Source organism: Saccharothrix sp. NPDC042600 (assembly GCF_040647305.1).
In the GTDB taxonomy this organism is placed as follows: domain Bacteria; phylum Actinomycetota; class Actinomycetes; order Mycobacteriales; family Pseudonocardiaceae; genus Actinosynnema; species Actinosynnema mutabilis.
Genome location: NZ_JBEZBW010000002.1, coordinates 37,051 through 56,311 on the forward strand (window position 1 = coordinate 37,051; position 19,261 = coordinate 56,311).

The following is a 19,261-nucleotide window of genomic DNA, read 5'->3' on the forward strand; positions in this document are numbered from 1 at the left end:
GTGCCGGGGCCGCGGTGCGGGACGGCGTGGGACTACCAGCCGCGCTCCGCCAGCCGGTGCGGCTGGGGGATCTCGTCGACGTTGATGCCGACCATGGCCTCGCCCAGGCCGCGCGAGACCTTGGCGATCACGTCCGGGTCGTCGTAGAAGGTCGTCGCCTTGACGATGGCCTCCGCGCGCTGCGCCGGGTTGCCGGACTTGAAGATGCCCGAGCCCACGAACACGCCCTCGGCGCCCAGCTGCATCATCATCGCCGCGTCGGCCGGGGTGGCGATGCCGCCCGCCGTGAACAGCACGACCGGGAGCTTGCCGGCCTCCGCCACCTCGCGGACCAGCTCGTACGGCGCCTGCAGCTCCTTGGCCGCCACGTACAGCTCGTCGGTCGGCAGGTTCTGCAGCCGGCGGATCTCGGCGCGGATCTTGCGCATGTGGGTGGTGGCGTTGGAGACGTCGCCGGTGCCGGCCTCGCCCTTCGACCGGATCATGGCCGCGCCCTCGGTGATGCGGCGCAGGGCCTCGCCCAGGTTGGTCGCGCCGCACACGAAGGGCACCGTGAACTGCCACTTGTCGATGTGGTTGGCGTAGTCGGCCGGGGTCAGCACCTCGGACTCGTCGATGTAGTCCACGCCCAGCGACTGCAGGACCTGGGCCTCGACGAAGTGGCCGATCCGGGCCTTGGCCATGACCGGGATCGACACGGCGTTGATGATGCCGTCGATCATGTCCGGGTCGCTCATCCGGGACACGCCGCCCTGCGCGCGGATGTCGGCGGGCACGCGTTCGAGCGCCATGACGGCCACCGCGCCGGCGTCCTCGGCGATCTTGGCCTGCTCGGGCGTGACCACGTCCATGATCACGCCGCCCTTGAGCATCTCCGCCATGCCGCGCTTCACGCGGGAGGTGCCGGTGGCGTGGGTGCCGGAGTCGGTTTCAGTGGTCACGGCGAACCTTTCGAAGTCGAGGAGTCGAACAGGCCGATCGTACGTGCGACGTGGACCCTCCAAGAAGGCCACTCCGACACGTTTTCGGCAGGCCACTCGACGCTGCGCCGCAGGTAGTGGCCTACACCACGTCCGAGCGGATCACACCCGCGTAGGTCTGGAAGAGGGCCGGCAGCTCGTCCGACCGCCGGTCCAGCGCCGCCCAGCACCGCGCGACCAGCGCCCGCGCCCGCGCGCCCGCCCACGGCCGGGGCAGCAGCTCCGGCGGCAGCAACGGGTCCGGCTCCACGGCCCGCGTGAACTCCGCCGCCACCTCGACCGCGATGCGCAACAACGCCGTGCGGTCCGGCTCCTCGCCCAGCAGCCGCAACCGCACCCGCGCCACCTCGGCCAACCGCTCGTGCCGGGCGGCGACCTCGGCCACCGGCCACAGCCGCGCGGCCAGCGCCGCGGGGTCCCGCTCGGTCCCGACCCGCAGGTCCGCGCTGGTCAGGAAGGTGACCGAGTCCGTCACCCCCAGCCGTGACGCCTCACCCTCGACCAACTCCTCCCAGTCGTGCGGCGACACGTAGAGCCCGCCGTGCAGCGCCGCACCGCCGAACCGCACGATCGCGTCGCGCAACGCGTCCCGCGCGGGCCGCTGCGACTCCGGCACCCCGAACGCCACCAGGTGCCACACGCCGTCCCACGTCACCTCCCCCGCGTCCTGCCGGTACATGAACCGCACGAACTCCACGTCCGGTTCGGCCGCCCGCAACGCCTCGGGCGTCATCCGCAGCACGGCCCGCCGCCCGCGCCCGTCCTGGCTGAACTTCCCCTCGGCCACCAGTCGCTTCAGGCACAGCCGCACCTGCTGGTCCGACATCCCGAGCGCGCCCGCGACGTCGTACAGCTCCCCCGCGTCCACCGTCCCGTCCGGCCTGACCAGCGCTTCCACGACCGTCCTGGTGGGCACCTCCACATCCATGTGTTCAAATCTACTACGCTCGTAGCGAGAACGATAGTTTGGGGGATGCATGAAGAGGCTCGCGAAGGTGCTGGCGGCGCTCTTGGTCCTGGCGCTCGTCGCCACGGGGTGGGTGGTCCACCAGCACGACTACGCGCTCCGGGAGGAACGGGTGGAGATCGGCGACCTGCGCGCCGTCCTGGCCCGCCCGGAGACCGGCGACCGGCACGGCCTGGTGGTGTTCGTCCACGGCGACGGCCCGGTGGACGCCACCCACGACACCTTCTACCGCCCGCTGTGGGAGGCCTTCGCCCGCGCCGGGTACGCCTCGCTGTCGTGGGACAAGCCGGGTGTGGCGGGCGCGCCGGGCAACTGGCTGCACCAGACGATGGCCCACCGCGCCGACGAGGTGCGCCGGGCGCTCGCCTGGGCCCGGACCAGACCCGAGGTGGACCCGGACCGCATCGGGCTGTGGGGCGCGAGCCAGGCCGGCTGGGTCATGCCCGCGGTGGCGGCCGACACCGACGTGGCGTTCGTGATCGCCGTGGGCACGGCCGTGAACTGGCTGCGCCAGGGCCGCTACAACCTGCTGGCCGAACTGCCGCCGGGCGAAGACCCCGAAGCGGCTCTGGCCCGCCGCGAGACCCGGCTGGACCTGGTCCGCCGCAGCGTCTCCTTCGAGGAGTACAAGGACGCCACCGGCGACCAGGAGATGACCCCGGACCGCTGGCGGTTCGTGCTGGCCAACCACCGGTCCGACGCGACCGCCGACCTGGCCCGCGTGCAGGCCCCGGTCCTGCTCCTGCTGGGCGAGCACGACCGCAACGTGGACATCGCCGAGACCGAGACCACCTACCGCCGGCTGATCGGCGACCTGGAGGTCCACCGCTACCCGAACGCGACCCACGGCCTGACCCGCGACACCAACGACCTCGTCCTCGCCGCCACGGCCGTCGCCGCCCCGCGCGCGCTGTTCGCCCCGGGCGTCCTGGACGACCAGGTCCGGTTCCTGGAGCGGGTCCGATGAGGGTCGTGGCGCTGGGTGGCGCGGGCGCGACGGGCGCGGTGGCGGCCCGGGTCGCGGCCAACCTGCCGCAGGTCCGCGAGGTGGTGATCGCCGACCGCGCGGGCGGCACGCGCGTGGACGTCACCGACGACGAGTCCCTGCGGGACCTGCTCAAGGACGCCGACGTCGTCCTCAACACGGTCGGCCCCTTCTACCGCTACGGCACCACGGTCCTGCGGGCCGCGATCGACACCGGCACCCACTACCTCGACATCTGCGACGACTGGCAGCCCACGCGCGACCTGCTCGCCCTCGACGGGCCCGCCCGCGCGGCCGGGGTCCGCGCGGTGGTCGGCATGGGCGCGAGCCCCGGCGCGAGCAACCTCCTGGCCGCCCTGGCCGCGCGCGAGTTGACCGAAGTGGACGAGGTCCACACCGCCTGGCCGGCCGACGGCGACGGCGATCCCGCGGCCACCGCCGCCCTCGTGCACTGGATGCTCCAGATCAGCGGCCGGATCGCGGTGGTCGAACGCGGCGCGATCACCGAGCGGCCACCCCTGCGCCCGCTGGACCTGACGCTCCCCAGCGGCGCCGCCGGCACCGCCCACACCGTCGGCCACCCGGAACCGCTGACCTTCCACACCACGTTCCGCCCCCGCGCGGCCACCACCCTGATGGTCGCCCCGGCCGCCACGATCGCCTACCTGGACGTGCTGCGCCACGACATCGACACCGGCCGGCTGACCCCCGACACCGCCGCGCGCGCCCTGGTCCGCCCCACCCCGGGCCGCGTGCTGCGGTCGCTGGCCCGCCACCCCGCGGGCCCCGGCACCCTGCCGCGCTTCTTCGCCCTGGCGACCGGCGGCGGCCACGCCGTCGAAGCGCGCCTGGACCACCCGACCCTGCTGGACGACATGGCGCGGGCGACCGGGCTGCCGTTGGCGTTGGCCCTGGCCCAACTCGACTCCGTGCCGCCGGGCGTGCACCCGCCGGAGGCCGCGATCGACCCCGACCGCTTCTTCCACGACCTCGCCCGGCACCACCCGGACGCGGTCCTCACCGTCCACCGGGGCCGGCGGTGACCCTGCGTGCACCACCGGCCGGGTTCCTCCTGCCGGGGCACTTGGGGTTGTCCCATCGCCGCCACGGGTGTGAGATCGAGCACTAAACACTTGTGGAGGGTGGTCACGATGGCAGCGAAAACCTCCGACAACACCCACTCGGCAGGCGCGGTCGCTGTGGACGACCCGGCCAAGGTCCGCAACGTCGTGCTGGTCGGCCCGTCCGGCTCCGGCAAGACGACGCTCACCGAGGCCCTGCTCGCCACCACGGGCGTCCTGACCCGGGCGGGATCGGTCACCGAGGGCAACACCGTCTGCGACCACGACCCGGCCGCCGTGCGGCAGCAGCGCTCGGTCGGCCTGGCCGTCGCCCCCGTCAAGCACGGGGACGTGAAGATCAACCTGATCGACACGCCCGGTTACGTCGACTTCGTCGGCGAGTTGCGCGCCGGGCTGCGGGCCGCCGACGCGGCGCTGTTCGTGGTGAGCGCGGCGGAGGGCGTGGACGCGTCCACCGTGGCGCTGTGGGAGGAGTGCGCGGCCGTCGGGATGCCGCGGGCGGTGGTGATCGCCCGCACCGACCACCACCGCGCCGACGTGATGGCGGAGATCGCGGCGTGCCAGGAGGCGTTCGGCGCGGGCGTGGTCCCGCTGTACCTGCCCGGCGACGACGGCGGCCTGGTCGGCCTGCTCACCACCGACGACCCGCGCTACGAGGAGCAGCGCAACGCCCTGATCGAGGGGATCATCGCCGAGAGCGAGGACGAGACCCTCATGGACCGCTACCTGGGCGGCGAGGAGATCGACCAGGCGACCCTGATCGCCGACCTGGAGACCGCCGTGGCGCGCGGCTCCTTCCACCCGGTCATGCCGGTGTGCGCGCTGACCGGCCAGGGCCTGCCGGAGCTGCTCGACGGCATCGCCCGCGCCTTCCCGTCCCCGCTCGAACACGACCTGCCCGACGTCACCGGCGTCGACGGCATCCCCCACCCGCGGCTGGCCGCGGACCCGAACGGCCCGCTGGTGGCCGAGGTCGTCCGCACCGCCGTGGACTCCTACGTCGGCCGGGTGTCCCTGGTCCGGGTGTTCTCCGGCACCCTGCGCCCGGAACGGCCCGTCCACGTCTCCGGGCACGGCATGGCCGACCGGGGCCACGAGGACCACGACGCCGACGAACGCGTGGCGCACGTCTACTCGCCGTTGGGCGCGAACCTGCGCGAGGTCCCGTACTGCGTGGCGGGCGACCTGTGCGCGCTGACCAAGCTGGGCTCGGCCGAGACCGGCGACACCGTCTCCGCGCCGGACAAGCCGCTGCTGATGGCCCCCTGGGAGATGCCCGAACCGCTGCTGCCGGTCGCGGTCGTGCCGCGCTCGCGCAGCGACGAGGACAACCTGGCGCGCAACCTGGGCAAGCTGGTCGCCGGCGACCCGACCCTGCGCCTGGAGCGCAACGCCGAGACCCACCAGCTCGTCCTGTGGTGCATGGGCGAGGCGCACGCGGACGTGGTCCTGGCCCGCTTGCGCGCCGGCGGCGCCGAGGTGGACACCGAACCGGTCCGGGTGGCGCTGCGCGAGACGTTCGCCGCGCAGTCCAAGGGCCACGGCCGGCACGTCAAGCAGTCCGGCGGGCACGGCCAGTACGCGGTGTGCGACCTCGTCGTCGAACCGCTGCCCCGGGGTTCGGGCTTCCAGTTCGTGGACAAGATCGTCGGCGGCGCGATCCCGAACCAGTTCATCCCGAGCGTGGAGAAGGGCGTGCGGGCCCAGCTGGACCGCGGGTTGCAGGGCGGCTACCCGGTGGTCGACGTGAAGGTCACCCTCGTGGACGGCAAGGCCCACTCGGTGGACTCGTCCGACGCGGCCTTCCAGACCGCCGGCTCACTGGCCCTCAAGGACGCCGCCGCCAACGGGAGGATCCAACTGCTGGAACCGGTGGACGAGGTGTCCATCCGCCTGCCCGACGACCACCTGGGCACCGTCCTGGGCGACCTGTCCGGCCGGCGCGGGCGGGTCCTGGGCACCGAGGCGGACACGGCCGGCTACACGGTCGTCCGCGCCGAGGTGCCGCAGACCGAACTGCTCCGGTACGCGATCGAACTGCGCTCCCTGACCTCGGGCACCGGCACCTACACCCGCCGCTTCGCCCGCTACGACCCGCTCCCCGCGTCCCTGGCCGCGCAGGCGAGGTGACCGCTCACCAGCGAACCGGGCCCACGGCCTCCGCCGACCGCGGGCCCGGCACCTGGAGCCGCAGCACCACGGCGCCGCGCTCGGCGCGCACGTCCACGGTCTCGCAGATCTGCCGGGTCACCCACAGCCCCTCCCCCGGTGCGCCCGGGCGGTGCAGCTCGGGCGGTGTGAAGCCGGCGAACGGCGCGAGGTCGCCGACGGGCGCGCCGCCCAGTTCGCACACCACCGAGCCCTGGTTCGGCCACAGCGCCACGTAACCGTCGTCGCGGACGAACCGCAACGCCTCGCCCAGGGCCACGGTCAACAGCGCCGCGCGCTGCTCGGACAGGCCGAGCTCGCCCGCCTGCTCCACGACGAACCGGCGCAGCGCGTGGGGGTCGCCGCGCAGCGGCAGCACCCTGGCGTGCTCCGGACGCGGCGGCATGGGCGCGGCGTCGCAGCCCCGCGCGTACTCCTCGGGCTCGACGTAGGCGGGCGAGGGCAGGACCTCCTCGCCCCGCACGTGCTCTGGGTGGGTGCGCAGCGCGTGGTCCAGGCCCTCCTCGGGGACGACCCGCGCGTCGTACGGGCAGATCATCCACACGTTGGTGTCGGCCAGGACGACGTTGAGGCCGGACTCCATGCGCCGCCACGCCCGCGCGTCCCGCTCGGTGCGGCCCGCCCACAGCGGTTCGGCCAGCACGCGGACGTTGCGCACCGGCGCCTCGGCGGCCTTGCGCCGCCAATACCGGAAGAATTCGGTGGCGCGTTCCGGCGGCCGGCGGCCGAAGTACGCCGTCTCCGCGTAGTCGAATTCCACGGCGCCGCCCAAGGCCGAGCTCAGCAATTCGAAGTTCGCCGGCGTGGTGGTGACCAGCACCGGTTCCCCGCGCTCGACACCCCCTCGCACGAACGGCACCGCCATCGCCAGGAATTCCCGGTCGTCCGCGTACACCGCCGCGTGGTGGCGGAAGTTCTCGTTGCTCATCGCGGCAAGTCTCCGTTCGCCAGGACGAGACCGGGGGCGCCGGCCCAGCCGACGGCGTTGATCGCCCATTCGTGGTGGGGCGCGAGGTGGAGGAGCAGGCGGTGGCCACCGTGCGCGAGTTCCTGTGCCGTGGTCACGATCGTGCGCAGCTCCGCTATTCGCAGGAACGGGACGCCAATGAGGTCGAGCACCACCTCGGGGTGCCCCGGTCGCGCCGCGTCGAGCAGCGCGGCGCGCAGTCTTTCCAGGTCCGACAGCTCGATGATCCCGGTCAGCACGAGACCGGGCGAGTCGCCGTGGCGGGCGATGACCACCTGTGAACTCCTAGCCGGATTCGCGTTCGGACGAGTCCGGCGAACCCGAACCGGACCGACGACGTCGTGGGACCCTAGCCCTTCGCGGCGTTTCGGTCCAAACCGGAGGTAATTCGCGTTGAATATGCGACACGGCGGCGATCCCGATCGGATGACCGAATGATCGCCGCCGTGTGAAGGGTGCTCAGGTGTTCTGCGGGAAACCCAGGTTCACGCCGCCGTGGGACGGGTCGAGCCACCGCCCGGTCACGACCTTGGTGCGGGTGAAGAAGTGGACGCCCTCGGGGCCGTAAGCGTGCGAATCGCCGAACAGCGAGTCCTTCCAGCCACCGAAAGAGTAATATGCCACCGGGACCGGGATCGGCACGTTCACGCCGACCATCCCGACCTCGACCTCGTTCTGGAACCGCCGCGCCGCGCCGCCGTCGTTGGTGAAGATGGCGGTGCCGTTGCCGTACGGGTTCGCGTTGACCACGTCCAGGGCGTCGTCGTAGGTCGCCGTGCGCAGGACCGACAGCACCGGCCCGAAGATCTCGTCGCGGTAGATCGACATGTCCGGGCCGACGTGGTCGAACAGGGTCGGGCCCAGCCAGAAGCCCTCGGCGGCCCCGTCGATCGGGTGCCCGCGCCCGTCGACCACCAGCGAAGCGCCTTCGGCCACTCCGGCGTCCACATAGGACACGACGCGGTCCCGGTGCGCGCCGGTCACCAGCGGACCCATCTCGCACCCGGGTCGCCGGCCGTCGCCGACGTGCAGCGCGGCGATGCGTTCCTCGATCTTGGCCACCAGCTCGTCGCCCACCGGGTCCACCGCGACCACGACCGAGATCGCCATGCACCGCTCGCCGGCGGAGCCGAACCCGGCCGACACCGCCGCGTCCGCCGCGAGGTCCAGGTCCGCGTCGGGCAGGACGACCATGTGGTTCTTGGCCCCGCCCAACGCCTGCACGCGCTTGCCGTGCCGCGTGCCGGTCTCGTAGACGTACCGGGCGATCGGGGTGGACCCCACGAACGACACCGCCTTGACGTCGGGGTGCTCCAGCAACCGGTCCACGGCCACCTTGTCCCCGTGCACCACGTTGAGCACCCCGTCGGGCAGCCCGGCCTCCGCGAACAGCTCCGCGATGAACACCGACGCCGAGGGGTCCTTCTCCGAGGGCTTGAGCACGACGGTGTTGCCGCACGCGATCGCGTTGGGCACGAACCACAACGGCACCATCGCGGGGAAGTTGAACGGCGAGATCACGCCGACGACGCCCAGCGGCTGCTGGATGGAGTACACGTCCACGCGCGTGGAGGCGTTCTCGCTGAACCCGCCCTTGAGCAGGTGCGGGATGCCACAGGCGAACTCCACGGACTCCAACGCCCGCTGGATCTCCCCGGCCGCGTCCGACAGCACCTTGCCGTGCTCGGCGGTCACGATCTCGGCCAGCTCGGCCTTGCGGGCGTTCAACAGCTCCCGGAACGCGAACATGACGTTGGCCCGCTGCGCCAGAGAAGCGCCGCGCCAGGACGTGAAAGCTTCCCGCGCCGCCGCGACCGCCTCGTCCACAGTGGACGCGTCAGCGAAGTCCACCCGCGCCGCCACCTGCCCGGTCGCCGGGTCGTAGACGTCACCCACCCTCGATCCCTCGCCGTTCCACGACTTCCCGCCGATCCAGTGCGTGATCCTCACAGCACGTCCCCCAGGATGCCCAGCGCTTCCTCGACCTCGTCCTCGGTCACCGTCATCGGCGGCGCGAGCCGGATCACGTTGCCGTACAAGCCGCCCTTGCCGACCAGCAACCCGCGTTCCCGCGCGCCCTCCAGTACACCGGCCGCCTTCTTCGCGTCCGGCTCACCGCCCGGACCGACCAGTTCGACGCCGACCATCAGGCCCTTGCCGCGCACGTCCCCGACGGCCGGGCGGCCCTCGGCGATCGCGCGCAGGCCGTCGATGAGCCGTTCGCCCATCTTCTCGGCGTTTTGCTGCAAGTCGTTGTCCAGCAGGAAGTTCAGGGTGGCCAGCGCGCCCGCGGTGGAGACCGGGTTGCCGCCGAAGGTGGAGATCGAGTTGGCGGTGATGCAGTCCATCAGGTCGCCGCGCGCGACCACGCCGCCGATGGCCAGGCCGTTGCCCAGGCCCTTGGCGAAGGTCATGGCGTCCGGTGTGACGCCGTGCGCCTGGATGCCCCAGAAGTGCGACCCGGTCCGGCCCCACCCGGTCTGGACCTCGTCGGAGACGAACAGGATGCCGTACTCGTCGAGCACTTCCTTGAACGCGCCGAACAGGCCGTCCGGCGGGGTGGCGAACCCGCCCACGCCCTGGATCGGCTCGGCGATCATGCACGCCACGTCCCCGGCCGTGGTCGTCTCGATGACCTCGCGCAGGTCGGCGACGCAGGCCTTGACGTAGTCGGCGTCGGAGCAGTCCTTGAAGGGGCTGCGGAACCGGTAGCCGCCGTGCACCCAGCTGACCTTCACCGGGCTGAGCGAGGACGCCGACCAGCCGCGGTTGCCGGTGATCGCCTGGCTGGCGAACGAGCGCCCGTGGTAGGAGTTGCGCAGCGCCAGCACCTGGTCGCTGCGGCGGTACCGGGTGGCGAGCATGAGCGCGGTCTCGTTCGCCTCGGTGCCCGAGTTGGTGAAGAAGACCTTGGCGTCCGGGATGCCGGACAGCTCGGCGATCTTCTCGGCCAGCTCGACCTGCGACCGGATCAGGTAGAGCGTGGAGGTGTGCAGGACGCCGGTGGCCAGCTGGCCGCGCACCGCGTCGCTGATCTCGGCCACGTCGTAGCCGATCGCGTTGGTCAGGATGCCGGCGAAGAAGTCCAGGTAGACGCGGCCGTCACGGTCGGTCACCCGCCGCCCGGAGGCACTGGCCAGCTCGATCGGGTTGTCGTAGTACAGGGCGAGCCACCGGGGCATCACCGCGCGGTGCCGGGCCAACAGATCGCCTTCGGTCGCTGACATCGCGTCCTCCTCGTCACCATCCCTGCCCACGGAGTCTGGTCGGGACCGCGCGACGCCGCCATGCACAACCTGTACCGCTTTTCGGGACATCGCATTACGTTGTGTCCATGTACCCCACGGTCGCCGAAGCGCTCGCCCTGCCCGTCGTCCGGCGCGGCGAGCCCAGGGTCCTCGCGGGCGCGGCCGGCATGCAGCGGCGGGTGCGGTGGGTGCACGCCGCGGAGGTCGCCGACATCGCGCACCTGCTGCGCGGCGGCGAGCTGGTCCTGACCACCGGGATCGCGCTGCCCGATGACGACGCCGGGCTGCGCGAGTACGTGGACGATCTGGCGGCCGTGGGCGCGTCCGGGCTGGTCGTGGAGCTGGTCCGGCGGTGGAGCGACGAGGTGCCGGGGGCGCTGGTGGCCGCCGCCGAGCGGCACGGGCTGCCGCTGGTGGCGCTGGCGCGGGAGACGCGGTTCGTGGCGGTGACCGAGGCGGTGGTGTCGCTGATCGTGGACGCCCAACTCGACGAGCTGCGGGCGGCCGAGCAGGTGCACGAGACGTTCACCGCGCTGACCGTGGCCGGCGCGGAACCGGCGGAGGTGCTGCGCGAGGTGGCCCGCACGTCCGGGCTGCCGGTGGTGCTGGAGACCCTCGGGCACGAGGTGCTCGCCTACGACGCCGCCGGGCAGGACCCGACCGCGCTGCTGGCCGACTGGGGCGCGCGGTCGCACGCGGTGACCGTGCCGGAGCGGACGGCGTACCACGAACGAGCGGGTTGGCTGGTCACCGTCGTCGGGGCGCGCGGGGCCGACTGGGGCCGGCTGGTGGTGGTGACGCCGGAACCGCCGCCGCACCGGCTGGTCGTGGTCGCCGAGCGGGCCGCGTCGGCGCTGGCCGTGCACCGGCTGGTGGCGCGGGACCGGGAGTCGCTGGAGCGCCAGACCCACCGGACCCTGTTGACGCAGCTGTTGGGGCACCCGCCGCACGACCTGCCCGCGCGGGCCGCCGCGCTGGGCGTGCCGGTGGAGCGCCGCCAACTGGTCGGGGTCGCAATCCGGCCGGGGACGGCGTCGGCGCCCGCGCAGGCGCTGGCCACGCAGGAGGTGCTGCGGGACCTGGCCGAGGCGACGGCGCTGGCCACGCGGCGGGTGACCGTGCCCGCGCTGGTCGGGGTCGTGGACGACACGAGCGTGCGGGCGCTGCTCTCGCTGCCGCCCGCCGCCGGGCTGGACGGGGTGCTGCGGCGGCTGGCGCGGGAGGTCCACCGGTCCGCCGCCGCGACCCAGCACGCGCTGCCGGTGGTGATGGCCGTCGGCACGACCGTGTCGGCCGTGCCCGACGTGCGGCGCAGCCTCGGCGAGGCCGCGCACGTCGCGGGCGCCGCGCTGCGCTCCCCCGGCACCCGGCTCTACCACCGGCTGGACGACGTGCGGCTGCGTGGCTTGCTGCACCTGTTGCGCGAGGACGAGCGGGTGCGCGCGTTCGCGGAGCGCGAGCTGGGAGCGCTGGCCTCGCGCGACGCGGGCCAGGGCAGCCGGTTGCTGGAGCTGTTGCGGTGCTATTGCGAGGCCGGGGGCAACAAGTCGGCGGCGGCAGCGGCGGCGCACCTGTCGCGGACGGCGTACTACCAGCAGTTGGCGCGGATCGAACAGGTGCTCGGGGTGTCGCTGGAGGACCCGGAGTCGGTGCTCTCGCTGTACGTGGCGCTGCTCGTGCGCGAGATGACCGACTGAGCACGCGGGGCCGCCCGGTCCTCGTGGACGGCCCCGCGCGGGGCGTCAGCCCGCCTCGGGCACGTCCACCGGCGGCTCGCCGACGTTGGGCAGCTCCGGCACGTCGGGCAGGACCGGCTTCTGCACGTTGGGCAGCTTGATCTCCGGCGGGGTGATCGCCTTCGGGGGCGCGGGCAGCGCGACCCCGTCGGTCAGGCTCCGCTCCTGCGCGGCGGCGACCGGCGCCTGGGCCGGGAGCTGCGCCGAGCCGAGGGCGGCGGAGGCCTCCGGCAGCGCGACCGGCAGGGACGACGGCAGCGTCAGGGTCTGGGACTCCAGCAGGTCGGTCACCTGCTTGGTCACGTCGAGGTCGACCTTCGGCGCTTCACCCAGCTTGCCCTCGGCGAGGTCGAGCGGCTGGGCCGCCGCGGAGCCGGCACCGGCCATCAGCGGCGAGGCACCGACGGCGAGGAGGGCGGCGGCACGCAGGATTCCGCGGGTGCGGTGTGCAGACACGATGTTCCTAACCTTTTGGGGACCGATCACGTTGACTTCCCCGACATCGGCACGCCCCCGCCGGTTCCACACCCGCTCGATGGGGTGACTGACGCTGCGTATCGCCACGTCACCCGAACGGGGAGGAAGAGCCGGCGCGGGCGGAGGTGGACAGGCCGAAGCGGTCCCGCGCCGGGGGGACGGCGGCGCGGGACCGCTTGGTCACCAGCCCCTGGAGGCTAGGGGTTGGTGATGCCCAGGGTGTAGGAGCCCGAGCCGCTGTAGGCGTGCACCCGGTAGCGGTAGTAGCCCGGGGTGCCGTTGTAGGTCAGCGACTCGGTCGCCGACGGGCTGTCGGCCTTCGCCACCACGGCCCACGCGCTGCCGTTCCACTTCTGCAGGTACAGGTCGTAGTCCGCGCCGGTCGGGCCGGCCAGGCAGCCGACGTGCGCGCCGGAGACCGTGGACTGGTAGTAGCTGCCGTTGGGCTGGTAGGCCTGGCCGCCCGCGGCCAGCGAGCCGTTGTACGTCGCCTCCGACGACGAGCAGCCGGTCGGCGGGTCGGGGTCGCCGCCACCGCCGGTGATCAGGGTCAGGCCGTAGGCCTGGAGGATCTCGTTGACCGGCTGGAAGTACGTGGTGCCGCCCGACGAGCAGTTGCCCGAACCGCCGGAGGTCACGCCCTGGGCCTGGTTGCCGGCCAGCAGGGAGCCGCCGGAGTCGCCCGGTTCGGCGCACACGGTGGTCTGGATCAGGCCGGTCACCGTGCCCTGCGGGTAGGTCACCGACGAGTTGCGCGCCTGGATCCGGCCGCAGTGCCAGCCCGTGGTGGAACCCGAGCGGCACACCGTCGCGCCGACGGCGGCGTCCTGCGAACCGGCCACCGACACCGTGCCGCCGGAGTAGTTGTTGACCAGGCCGCGCGGGGTGTTGCCGGCCGCGACCTGCACCCAGGCGTAGTCGTTGCCGGGGAAGCTGGAGCCGCGGAAGGTGCCGCTCGGGTTGGACGTGGTGGCCCCGGTCGAGCCACAGTGGCCGGCGGTGACGAAGCCGCCGTTGACCGAGAAGCCCACCGAGCACCGGCTGCCGCTGCCGATGTTGTAGGCGTTGCCGCCGATGACGTCGATCAGCGGTCGGGGCGACTCGTCGGTGGTCACGTGCCGCACGGCCGCGGCCGGGACACCGCTGGCCGCGACGAACGCGCGGGCGGCGGCGAGCTTGGCCGGGTGCGACTTCACGACCACGGAGTTGGTGGCCACGTCCACGTGCCAGCCGACCGCGGGGACGGGCGCGGCCGCCGCCCGACCGTCCAACTTGGACTTCAGGGCGTCCAGCTCGCGCTCGCTGCGCGCCACCACCCGGGCGCCGGGCAGCGCGGCGGCGTCGGTGACGGCGACCTGCAGGGTGCCGGAGCCGTCGATCCACGCCCCGCCGAACCGGTCCGCGAGGCGTTTGCGCAGGTCAGCCGCCTGGATGCTGGACGCGGAGTCGGCGGCCAGCCGGGCGCGGGCCTGGTCCGCGGACAGGCCGAGGTCCCGCTGGATCGCCGACAGGATCTCGGCGTCCTGACCGGCGGGCGCGGCGGACGCCGGGGCCGTGGCGAAGCCGGCGACCAGCGCCGCCGCGACGACGAGCGGTCTCAACAGTCTTGACATGGGGGTTCTCCTCGAAGGGAGGCAGGGATTCCCCGTGAAAAGTAATTGCGTCCGTCCGTTCGCGGTAATACCGCTTCGGTCATAAGAACGGCTGATGGTCAGACGACCGCGTGGTGCGGCACTGCCCCGAACTCCGGGTGGTCGCTGAGCCAACCGGTGTAGCGCGGGTTGCGCTCGGCGGTCTCCCGGTAGGCCTCGGCCGCGTACCGCAGGACCTGCGACCCGAACGCCGCCGCCGGGCTCTCCGGGTCCCAGCCCATCAGGTGCCGCCAGCGCAGCGGCACGCCCGCGATCGGCAGCACGGCCAGGCCCGGCGTGCGGCGGAACGTCGGCTGGCACAGCGCGATCACGTCACCGGACTGCGCGAGGTCGATGCAGCCCATGATGTCCACCTCGTACAACGTGCGCGGGGTGAACCCGGCCCGCGTGCACGCGGCGGAGAAGCAGTCGCCGAAGCAGCCGTCGCCGGGCGTCGCGGCCCACTGCATGTCCTTCAGCGCCGACAGCGGCACCTCGTCGAGCAGGGTCAGCGGGTGGTCCTCGGCGATCAGCACGCACACCGGGTCCACGGCGACCACGCTCCAGGTCAGGCCGTACTCCGAGGGCGGCGGCGCGTCCCCGCACACCCCGACCAGCACGTAGTCCAGCCGACCCTGCGCCACCGAGGCCGCCAGCTCCTCCCCCGACCAGGACACCTGGGTGCCGACGTGCGCGCCGGGGTGCGCCTCGGTGAGCCGGTGCACCAGGCCGCCGAGCATCGGGCCGTTGACCGCGCCCACCCGGAACCGGTCGGTCGGCTGGTCCTCGTCCACCAGGCGCAACGCGTCCTCCTGCAAACGGGAGAACGCGGGCAGGAGCACCCGGGCGCGTTCGAGCACCAGTTCGCCCAGCGCGGTGGGCCGGGCGCCCTTGTGGTCGCGGTCGAACAGCTTGCCGCCGAGGAGCCCTTCGATGCGGTGCAGCTGCGCGGTGAGCGCCGGTTGGGCCAGTCCGAGCACGGAGGAGGCCTTGGACAGGCTGCCGGCGTCGGCGATCGCGCAGACCACGCGGAGGTGCCGCAGTTCGAGCTTCACCCGACCGACGGTAGGCACTGTGAACGGGGGTGTCGAGGGCCGGCGGGACCCGGCGGGGCCCACCCGGCGGGCCGCCCGGGGTGGCAATGGACAGGGTGTGCCCTGATCATGGCAAACGTGGACACTCTGACACTGCCCTTCGCACGCGGGCCGACCCGAGGATTCCGGGATGGAAAACGCGCCGAACCGCCGGACCGGACGGTGTTCCACGAGCGTAACAGGGGAGTGACCGATGGCCCTCGACTCCGCAACCCAGGTCACATCCGATCCCGACGGCCGCGTGGAGCTGCGCGACCACTCCGCGATCTCCGACAGCCCGCACTACAACCCCGAGCTGGCCCCGGTGCCGCTCGACCAGCGCACCTGGACGACCTACAACTTCTTCGCGCTGTGGATGGGCATGGCGCACAACATCCCCAGCTACACCCTGGCCGCGTCCCTGGTCGCGCTGGGCATGGACTGGCTCCAGGCGTTCCTGACCATCACCCTGGGCAACCTGATCGTGCTGGTGCCCATGCTGCTCAACAGCCACGCGGGCACGAAGTACGGCATCCCGTTCCCGGTGTTCGCCCGCGCGTTCTACGGGGTGCGGGGCGCGAACCTGGTGGCGTTGCTGCGGGCGTTCATCGCGTGCGCGTGGTTCGGCATCCAGACGTGGGTGGGCGGCAAGGCGCTGCACGTGATCGTCGGCCGGTTGGCCGGTGACGGCTGGACCGACGCGCCGGTGGTGCTGGGCCAGGTGTGGACGCTGTGGCTGTGCTTCCTGGGCTTCTGGGTGGTGCAGATGCTGGTGATCTGGCGCGGCATGGAGGCCATCCGCCGGTTCGAGAACTGGACCGCTCCCCTGGTCAGCGTCGGGTTCCTGGTGCTGCTGGCGTACGTGGCGGTCAAGGCGGGCGGGTTCGGGCCGATCCTGTCCGAGCCGTCGAAGCTGGGCTGGGGCCCGGACTTCTGGAAGGTGTTCTTCCCGGCGCTGATGGGCATGATCGCGTTCTGGTCGACGCTGTCGCTGAACATGCCCGACTTCACCCGGTTCGGCGGCAGCCAGCGCAAGCAGGCGGTCGGGCAGGTGCTCGGCCTGCCCACGACGATGTCGTTCATCGCGCTGGTGGCCATCCTGACCACGTCCGGCGCGGTGGCGCTGTACGGCGAGGCGATCTGGGACCCGGCGGAGCTGGCCGGCCGGTTCGACTCCACCGCGGTCGTGCTCGTGGCGCTGGTCGCGCTGGTGCTGGCGACCATCTCGGCCAACCTCGCCGCGAACGTGGTCAGCCCGTCCTACGACTTCTCCAACGCGTTCCCGAGGAAGATCACCTTCGCGCTGGGCGGGCTGATCACGGGCGTGATCGGCATCGTCATCCAGCCGTGGCGGCTGATCTCGGACCCGAACATCTACATCTTCGCGTGGTTGGGCTTCTACGGCGGGTTGCTGGCGTCGGTGGCCGGCGTGTTCGTCGCGGGCTACTGGGTGCTCGCCAAGACCCGCTTGGAGCTGCCGGACCTGTACCTGTCCGGGCGCGGCGCCTACTGGTTCCGCGCGGGCTGGAACTGGCGCGCGGTCGTCGCCACGGCCGTGGGCTCGGTGCTCGCGGTGGGCGGCGCGTACGGGGGCCCGTTCCCGGCGGACGGGCTGATCCCGCCGCTCAAACCGCTCTACGACTACAACTGGGTCGTCGGTCTGCTCGGCGGCCTCCTCGTCTACCTGGCGCTTGCGCCGCGGAGGGAGCACGCGTGAGCAACATCGTCCGTGCGGGGCTGGTCCAGCAGAAGTGGACCGGCGACAAGGAGTCGATGATCGCGAACGCGGTGGAGGCGGTCCGCACCGCCGCGTCGCAGGGCGCGCAGGTCGTGTGCCTGCAGGAGCTGTTCTACGGGCCGTACTTCTGCCAGGTGCAGGACGCGGACTACTACTCCTACACCGAGGGCATCCCGGACGGCCCGACCACCGAGCTGATGTGCCAGGTGGCCGAGCAGAACGGCGTCGTGCTCGTCGTGCCGATGTACGAGCAGGAGCAGCCGGGCGTCTACTTCAACACCGCCGCGGTGATCGACGCCGACGGCACGTACCTGGGCAAGCACCGCAAGAACCACATCCCGCAGGTGAAGGGGTTCTGGGAGAAGTTCTACTTCCGGCCCGGCAACCTGGGCTACCCGGTGTTCGACACCGCGGTGGGCAAGGTCGGCGTCTACATCTGCTACGAGCGGCACTTCCCCGAGGGCTGGCGCGCGCTGGGGCTGGGCGGGGCGCGGATCGTGTTCAACCCGTCGGCGACCTCGCGCGGGCTGTCGGAGTACCTGTGGCGGCTGGAGCAGCCAGCGGCGGCCGTGGCCAACGAGTACTACGTCGGCACGATCAACCGGGTGGGCGTGGAGCCGTTGGGCGACAACGAGTTCTACGGCCAGTCCTACTTCGTGGACCCGCGCGGGCAGCTCGTGGGCGACGCGGCGTCGGACACGGAGGAGGAGGTCGTCGTGCGCGACCTCGACATGGACAAGCTGGCCGAGGTGCGCGACCTGTGGGCGTTCTACCGCGACCGCCGCCCCGACTCCTACGAATCGCTGGTGAAGCCATGACCATCCTGATCAAGGGCGGCCTGGTGGTGAACGCGACCGGGGCCGTGGCCGCCGACGTGCTGGTGGACGGCGAGACGATCGCCGCGCTGGTCGCCCCGGGCTTCCCGCTGGCGGCCGACGAGGTCGTGGACGCCGCCGGGAAGTACGTGATCCCGGGCGGGATCGACGCGCACACCCACATGGAGATGCCGTTCGGCGGCACGTTCTCCGCCGACACCTTCGCCACCGGCACCACGGCGGCGGCGTGGGGCGGCACGACCACCATCATCGACTTCGCGGTGCAGGCCAAGGGCACCTCGCTGCTGTCCACGTTGGACAAGTGGCACGCGAAGGCGGACGGGAACTGCGCGATCGACTACGGGTTCCACATGATCGTCTCCGACGTGACCGACACGTCGTTGAAGGAGATGGAGTCCTGCGTCGAGGCGGGCGTGAACACCTTCAAGATGTTCATGGCCTACCCGGGCGTCTTCTACGCCACCGACGGCGAGATCCTACGCGCGATGCAGAAGGCGCGCGAGACCGGGTCCACGATCATGATGCACGCCGAGAACGGCATCGCGATCGACCAGCTGGTGGCGCAGGCGCTGGCGCAGGGCCGCACCGAACCGGTGGAGCACGGCCTGACCCGGCCGGCGGAGCTGGAGGGCGAGGCGACCTCGCGGGCGATCACGCTGGCGAAGGTGACCGGCTCGCCGCTCTACATCGTGCACCTGTCGGCGGCGCAGGCGCTGGACGCGGTGACCAAGGCGCGCGACACCGGGCAGAACGTGTTCGCCGAGACGTGCCCGCAGTACCTGTACCTGTCGCTGGAGGACCTGGCCAAGCCGGACTTCGAGGGCTCGAAGTACGTGGCCTCTCCCCCGCTGCGGCCCAAGGAGCACCAGTCGGAGCTGTGGCGGGGGCTGCGCACCAACGACCTGTCGGTGGTGTCCACCGACCACTGCCCGTTCTGCTTCAAGGACCAGAAGGAGCTGGGCCGCGGGGACTTCTCCAAGATCCCCAACGGGATGCCCGGCGTCGAGCACCGGATGGACCTGCTGCACCAGGGCGTGGTGAAGGGCGAGATCGGCCTGGCCCGCTGGGTGGAGATCAGCTCCACGACCCCGGCGCGCATGTTCGGGCTCTACCCGCGCAAGGGCGTGGTCGCGCCGGGCGCGGACGCCGACCTGGTGGTCTACGACCCGAAGCCGCGGCAGACGATCTCGGCGGCCACCCACCACATGAACGTGGACTACTCGGCGTACGAGGGCATGGAGATCACCGGCCGGGTGGACACGGTCCTGTCGCGCGGCCGGGTGGTGGTGGACGCGTCGGGCTTCCGCGGCTCGACCGGCCACGGCCGGTTCCTGTCCCGAGACCTGAACCAGTACCTGGTGTGAGGGGGTGG

Annotated in this window: 16 protein-coding genes; 7 read left to right on the forward strand and 9 right to left on the reverse strand. The window is 72.3% G+C overall.

From position 1 onward, the window contains the following. Window positions 1-32 precede the first annotated feature (32 nt). On the reverse strand, window positions 33-941 hold the full coding sequence (gene pdxS / locus AB0A74_RS02100) for a pyridoxal 5'-phosphate synthase lyase subunit PdxS (protein ID WP_358247047.1): 909 nt from the start codon (window positions 939-941) through the stop codon (window positions 33-35). A 121-nt stretch (window positions 942-1,062) separates the two neighbouring features. Beyond that, on the reverse strand, window positions 1,063-1,908 hold the full coding sequence (locus AB0A74_RS02105) for a PaaX family transcriptional regulator C-terminal domain-containing protein (protein ID WP_358247048.1): 846 nt from the start codon (window positions 1,906-1,908) through the stop codon (window positions 1,063-1,065). 49 nt (window positions 1,909-1,957) lie between these two features. Between AB0A74_RS02105 and AB0A74_RS02110 the strand changes: the two genes are divergently transcribed. The 3 genes from AB0A74_RS02110 (at window position 1,958) to AB0A74_RS02120 (ending at window position 6,144) form a co-directional block, all read left to right on the forward strand. Beyond that, window positions 1,958-2,914, forward strand: a complete 957-nt coding sequence (locus tag AB0A74_RS02110) for an alpha/beta hydrolase (protein WP_358247049.1) — start codon at window positions 1,958-1,960, stop codon at window positions 2,912-2,914. After that, on the forward strand, window positions 2,911-3,975 hold the full coding sequence (locus AB0A74_RS02115) for a saccharopine dehydrogenase NADP-binding domain-containing protein (protein WP_358247050.1): 1,065 nt from the start codon (window positions 2,911-2,913) through the stop codon (window positions 3,973-3,975). Before AB0A74_RS02110 ends, AB0A74_RS02115 begins: the two co-directional genes overlap by 4 nt. A 108-nt stretch (window positions 3,976-4,083) precedes the next feature. After that, the gene (locus AB0A74_RS02120; RefSeq protein ID WP_358247051.1) at window positions 4,084-6,144 is read left to right on the forward strand and encodes an elongation factor G-like protein EF-G2; all 2,061 of its coding nucleotides are present in this window, start codon (window positions 4,084-4,086) and stop codon (window positions 6,142-6,144) included. 4 nt (window positions 6,145-6,148) lie between these two features. Here the strand turns inward: AB0A74_RS02120 and AB0A74_RS02125 are convergent, their stop codons facing one another. The 4 genes from AB0A74_RS02125 to AB0A74_RS02140 all read right to left on the reverse strand — a co-directional run bounded on the left by AB0A74_RS02125 (window position 6,149) and on the right by AB0A74_RS02140 (window position 10,377). Next, a complete protein-coding gene (locus AB0A74_RS02125; protein ID WP_358247052.1) occupies window positions 6,149-7,111 on the reverse strand; it encodes an MEDS domain-containing protein in 963 nt (320 codons plus the stop codon). Beyond that, entirely contained in the window at window positions 7,108-7,425 is a 318-nt protein-coding gene (locus AB0A74_RS02130; RefSeq protein ID WP_358247053.1) for a hypothetical protein, read from the reverse strand. The genes AB0A74_RS02125 and AB0A74_RS02130 overlap by 4 nt, the downstream gene beginning before the upstream one ends. Before the next feature lie 184 nt (window positions 7,426-7,609). Further along, a complete protein-coding gene (locus AB0A74_RS02135) occupies window positions 7,610-9,100 on the reverse strand; it encodes a CoA-acylating methylmalonate-semialdehyde dehydrogenase (RefSeq protein ID WP_358247054.1) in 1,491 nt (496 codons plus the stop codon). Further along, the gene (locus tag AB0A74_RS02140) at window positions 9,097-10,377 is read right to left on the reverse strand and encodes an aspartate aminotransferase family protein (protein ID WP_358247055.1); all 1,281 of its coding nucleotides are present in this window, start codon (window positions 10,375-10,377) and stop codon (window positions 9,097-9,099) included. The genes AB0A74_RS02135 and AB0A74_RS02140 overlap by 4 nt, the downstream gene beginning before the upstream one ends. Window positions 10,378-10,484: 107 nt before the next feature. Here AB0A74_RS02140 and AB0A74_RS02145 point away from each other — a divergent pair, with 107 nt between their 5' ends. Continuing rightward, window positions 10,485-12,095, forward strand: a complete 1,611-nt coding sequence (locus AB0A74_RS02145) for a PucR family transcriptional regulator ligand-binding domain-containing protein (RefSeq protein WP_358247056.1) — start codon at window positions 10,485-10,487, stop codon at window positions 12,093-12,095. 45 nt (window positions 12,096-12,140) lie between these two features. Here the strand turns inward: AB0A74_RS02145 and AB0A74_RS02150 are convergent, their stop codons facing one another. The 3 genes from AB0A74_RS02150 to AB0A74_RS02160 form a co-directional block, all read right to left on the reverse strand. Beyond that, window positions 12,141-12,590 (reverse strand): hypothetical protein, encoded by a 450-nt coding sequence (locus AB0A74_RS02150; protein WP_358247057.1) that lies wholly within the window; start codon window positions 12,588-12,590, stop codon window positions 12,141-12,143. Window positions 12,591-12,808: 218 nt separating this feature from the next. Continuing rightward, window positions 12,809-14,224: a S1 family peptidase gene (locus AB0A74_RS02155; RefSeq protein WP_358247058.1), complete on the reverse strand. Its 1,416-nt coding sequence runs from the start codon at window positions 14,222-14,224 to the stop codon at window positions 12,809-12,811. Window positions 14,225-14,322: 98 nt separating this feature from the next. After that, on the reverse strand, window positions 14,323-15,297 hold the full coding sequence (locus AB0A74_RS02160; protein WP_358247059.1) for a LysR family transcriptional regulator: 975 nt from the start codon (window positions 15,295-15,297) through the stop codon (window positions 14,323-14,325). A gap of 232 nt (window positions 15,298-15,529) precedes the next feature. Between AB0A74_RS02160 and AB0A74_RS02165 the strand changes: the two genes are divergently transcribed. The 3 genes from AB0A74_RS02165 to hydA are packed head-to-tail and all read left to right on the forward strand — an operon-like array spanning window position 15,530 to window position 19,253. After that, window positions 15,530-17,032 carry an NCS1 family nucleobase:cation symporter-1 gene (locus AB0A74_RS02165; RefSeq protein WP_358247060.1) on the forward strand — a complete coding sequence of 501 codons (1,503 nt, stop codon included), beginning with the start codon at window positions 15,530-15,532 and terminating at the stop codon, window positions 17,030-17,032. Then, window positions 17,029-17,871: a nitrilase-related carbon-nitrogen hydrolase gene (locus AB0A74_RS02170; RefSeq protein ID WP_358247061.1), complete on the forward strand. Its 843-nt coding sequence runs from the start codon at window positions 17,029-17,031 to the stop codon at window positions 17,869-17,871. The genes AB0A74_RS02165 and AB0A74_RS02170 overlap by 4 nt, the downstream gene beginning before the upstream one ends. Continuing rightward, window positions 17,868-19,253, forward strand: a complete 1,386-nt coding sequence (hydA, locus tag AB0A74_RS02175) for a dihydropyrimidinase (RefSeq protein WP_358247062.1) — start codon at window positions 17,868-17,870, stop codon at window positions 19,251-19,253. The genes AB0A74_RS02170 and hydA overlap by 4 nt, the downstream gene beginning before the upstream one ends. The last annotated feature ends 8 nt before the right edge of the window (window positions 19,254-19,261 follow it).

Excerpts from the sequence above, each read along its gene's own strand:
- AB0A74_RS02105 (WP_358247048.1), bottom strand. The coding sequence starts at position 1,908 with ATGGATGTGGAGGTGCCCACCAGGACGGTCGTGGAAGCGCTGGTCAGG.
- AB0A74_RS02110 (WP_358247049.1), top strand. The coding sequence starts at position 1,958 with ATGAAGAGGCTCGCGAAGGTGCTGGCGGCGCTCTTGGTCCTGGCGCTC.
- AB0A74_RS02115 (WP_358247050.1), top strand. The coding sequence starts at position 2,911 with ATGAGGGTCGTGGCGCTGGGTGGCGCGGGCGCGACGGGCGCGGTGGCG.
- AB0A74_RS02120 (WP_358247051.1), top strand. The coding sequence starts at position 4,084 with ATGGCAGCGAAAACCTCCGACAACACCCACTCGGCAGGCGCGGTCGCT.
- AB0A74_RS02125 (WP_358247052.1), bottom strand. The coding sequence starts at position 7,111 with ATGAGCAACGAGAACTTCCGCCACCACGCGGCGGTGTACGCGGACGAC.
- AB0A74_RS02140 (WP_358247055.1), bottom strand. The coding sequence starts at position 10,377 with ATGTCAGCGACCGAAGGCGATCTGTTGGCCCGGCACCGCGCGGTGATG.
- AB0A74_RS02145 (WP_358247056.1), top strand. The coding sequence starts at position 10,485 with ATGTACCCCACGGTCGCCGAAGCGCTCGCCCTGCCCGTCGTCCGGCGC.
- AB0A74_RS02155 (WP_358247058.1), bottom strand. The coding sequence starts at position 14,224 with ATGTCAAGACTGTTGAGACCGCTCGTCGTCGCGGCGGCGCTGGTCGCC.
- AB0A74_RS02165 (WP_358247060.1), top strand. The coding sequence starts at position 15,530 with ATGGCCCTCGACTCCGCAACCCAGGTCACATCCGATCCCGACGGCCGC.
- hydA (WP_358247062.1), top strand. The coding sequence starts at position 17,868 with ATGACCATCCTGATCAAGGGCGGCCTGGTGGTGAACGCGACCGGGGCC.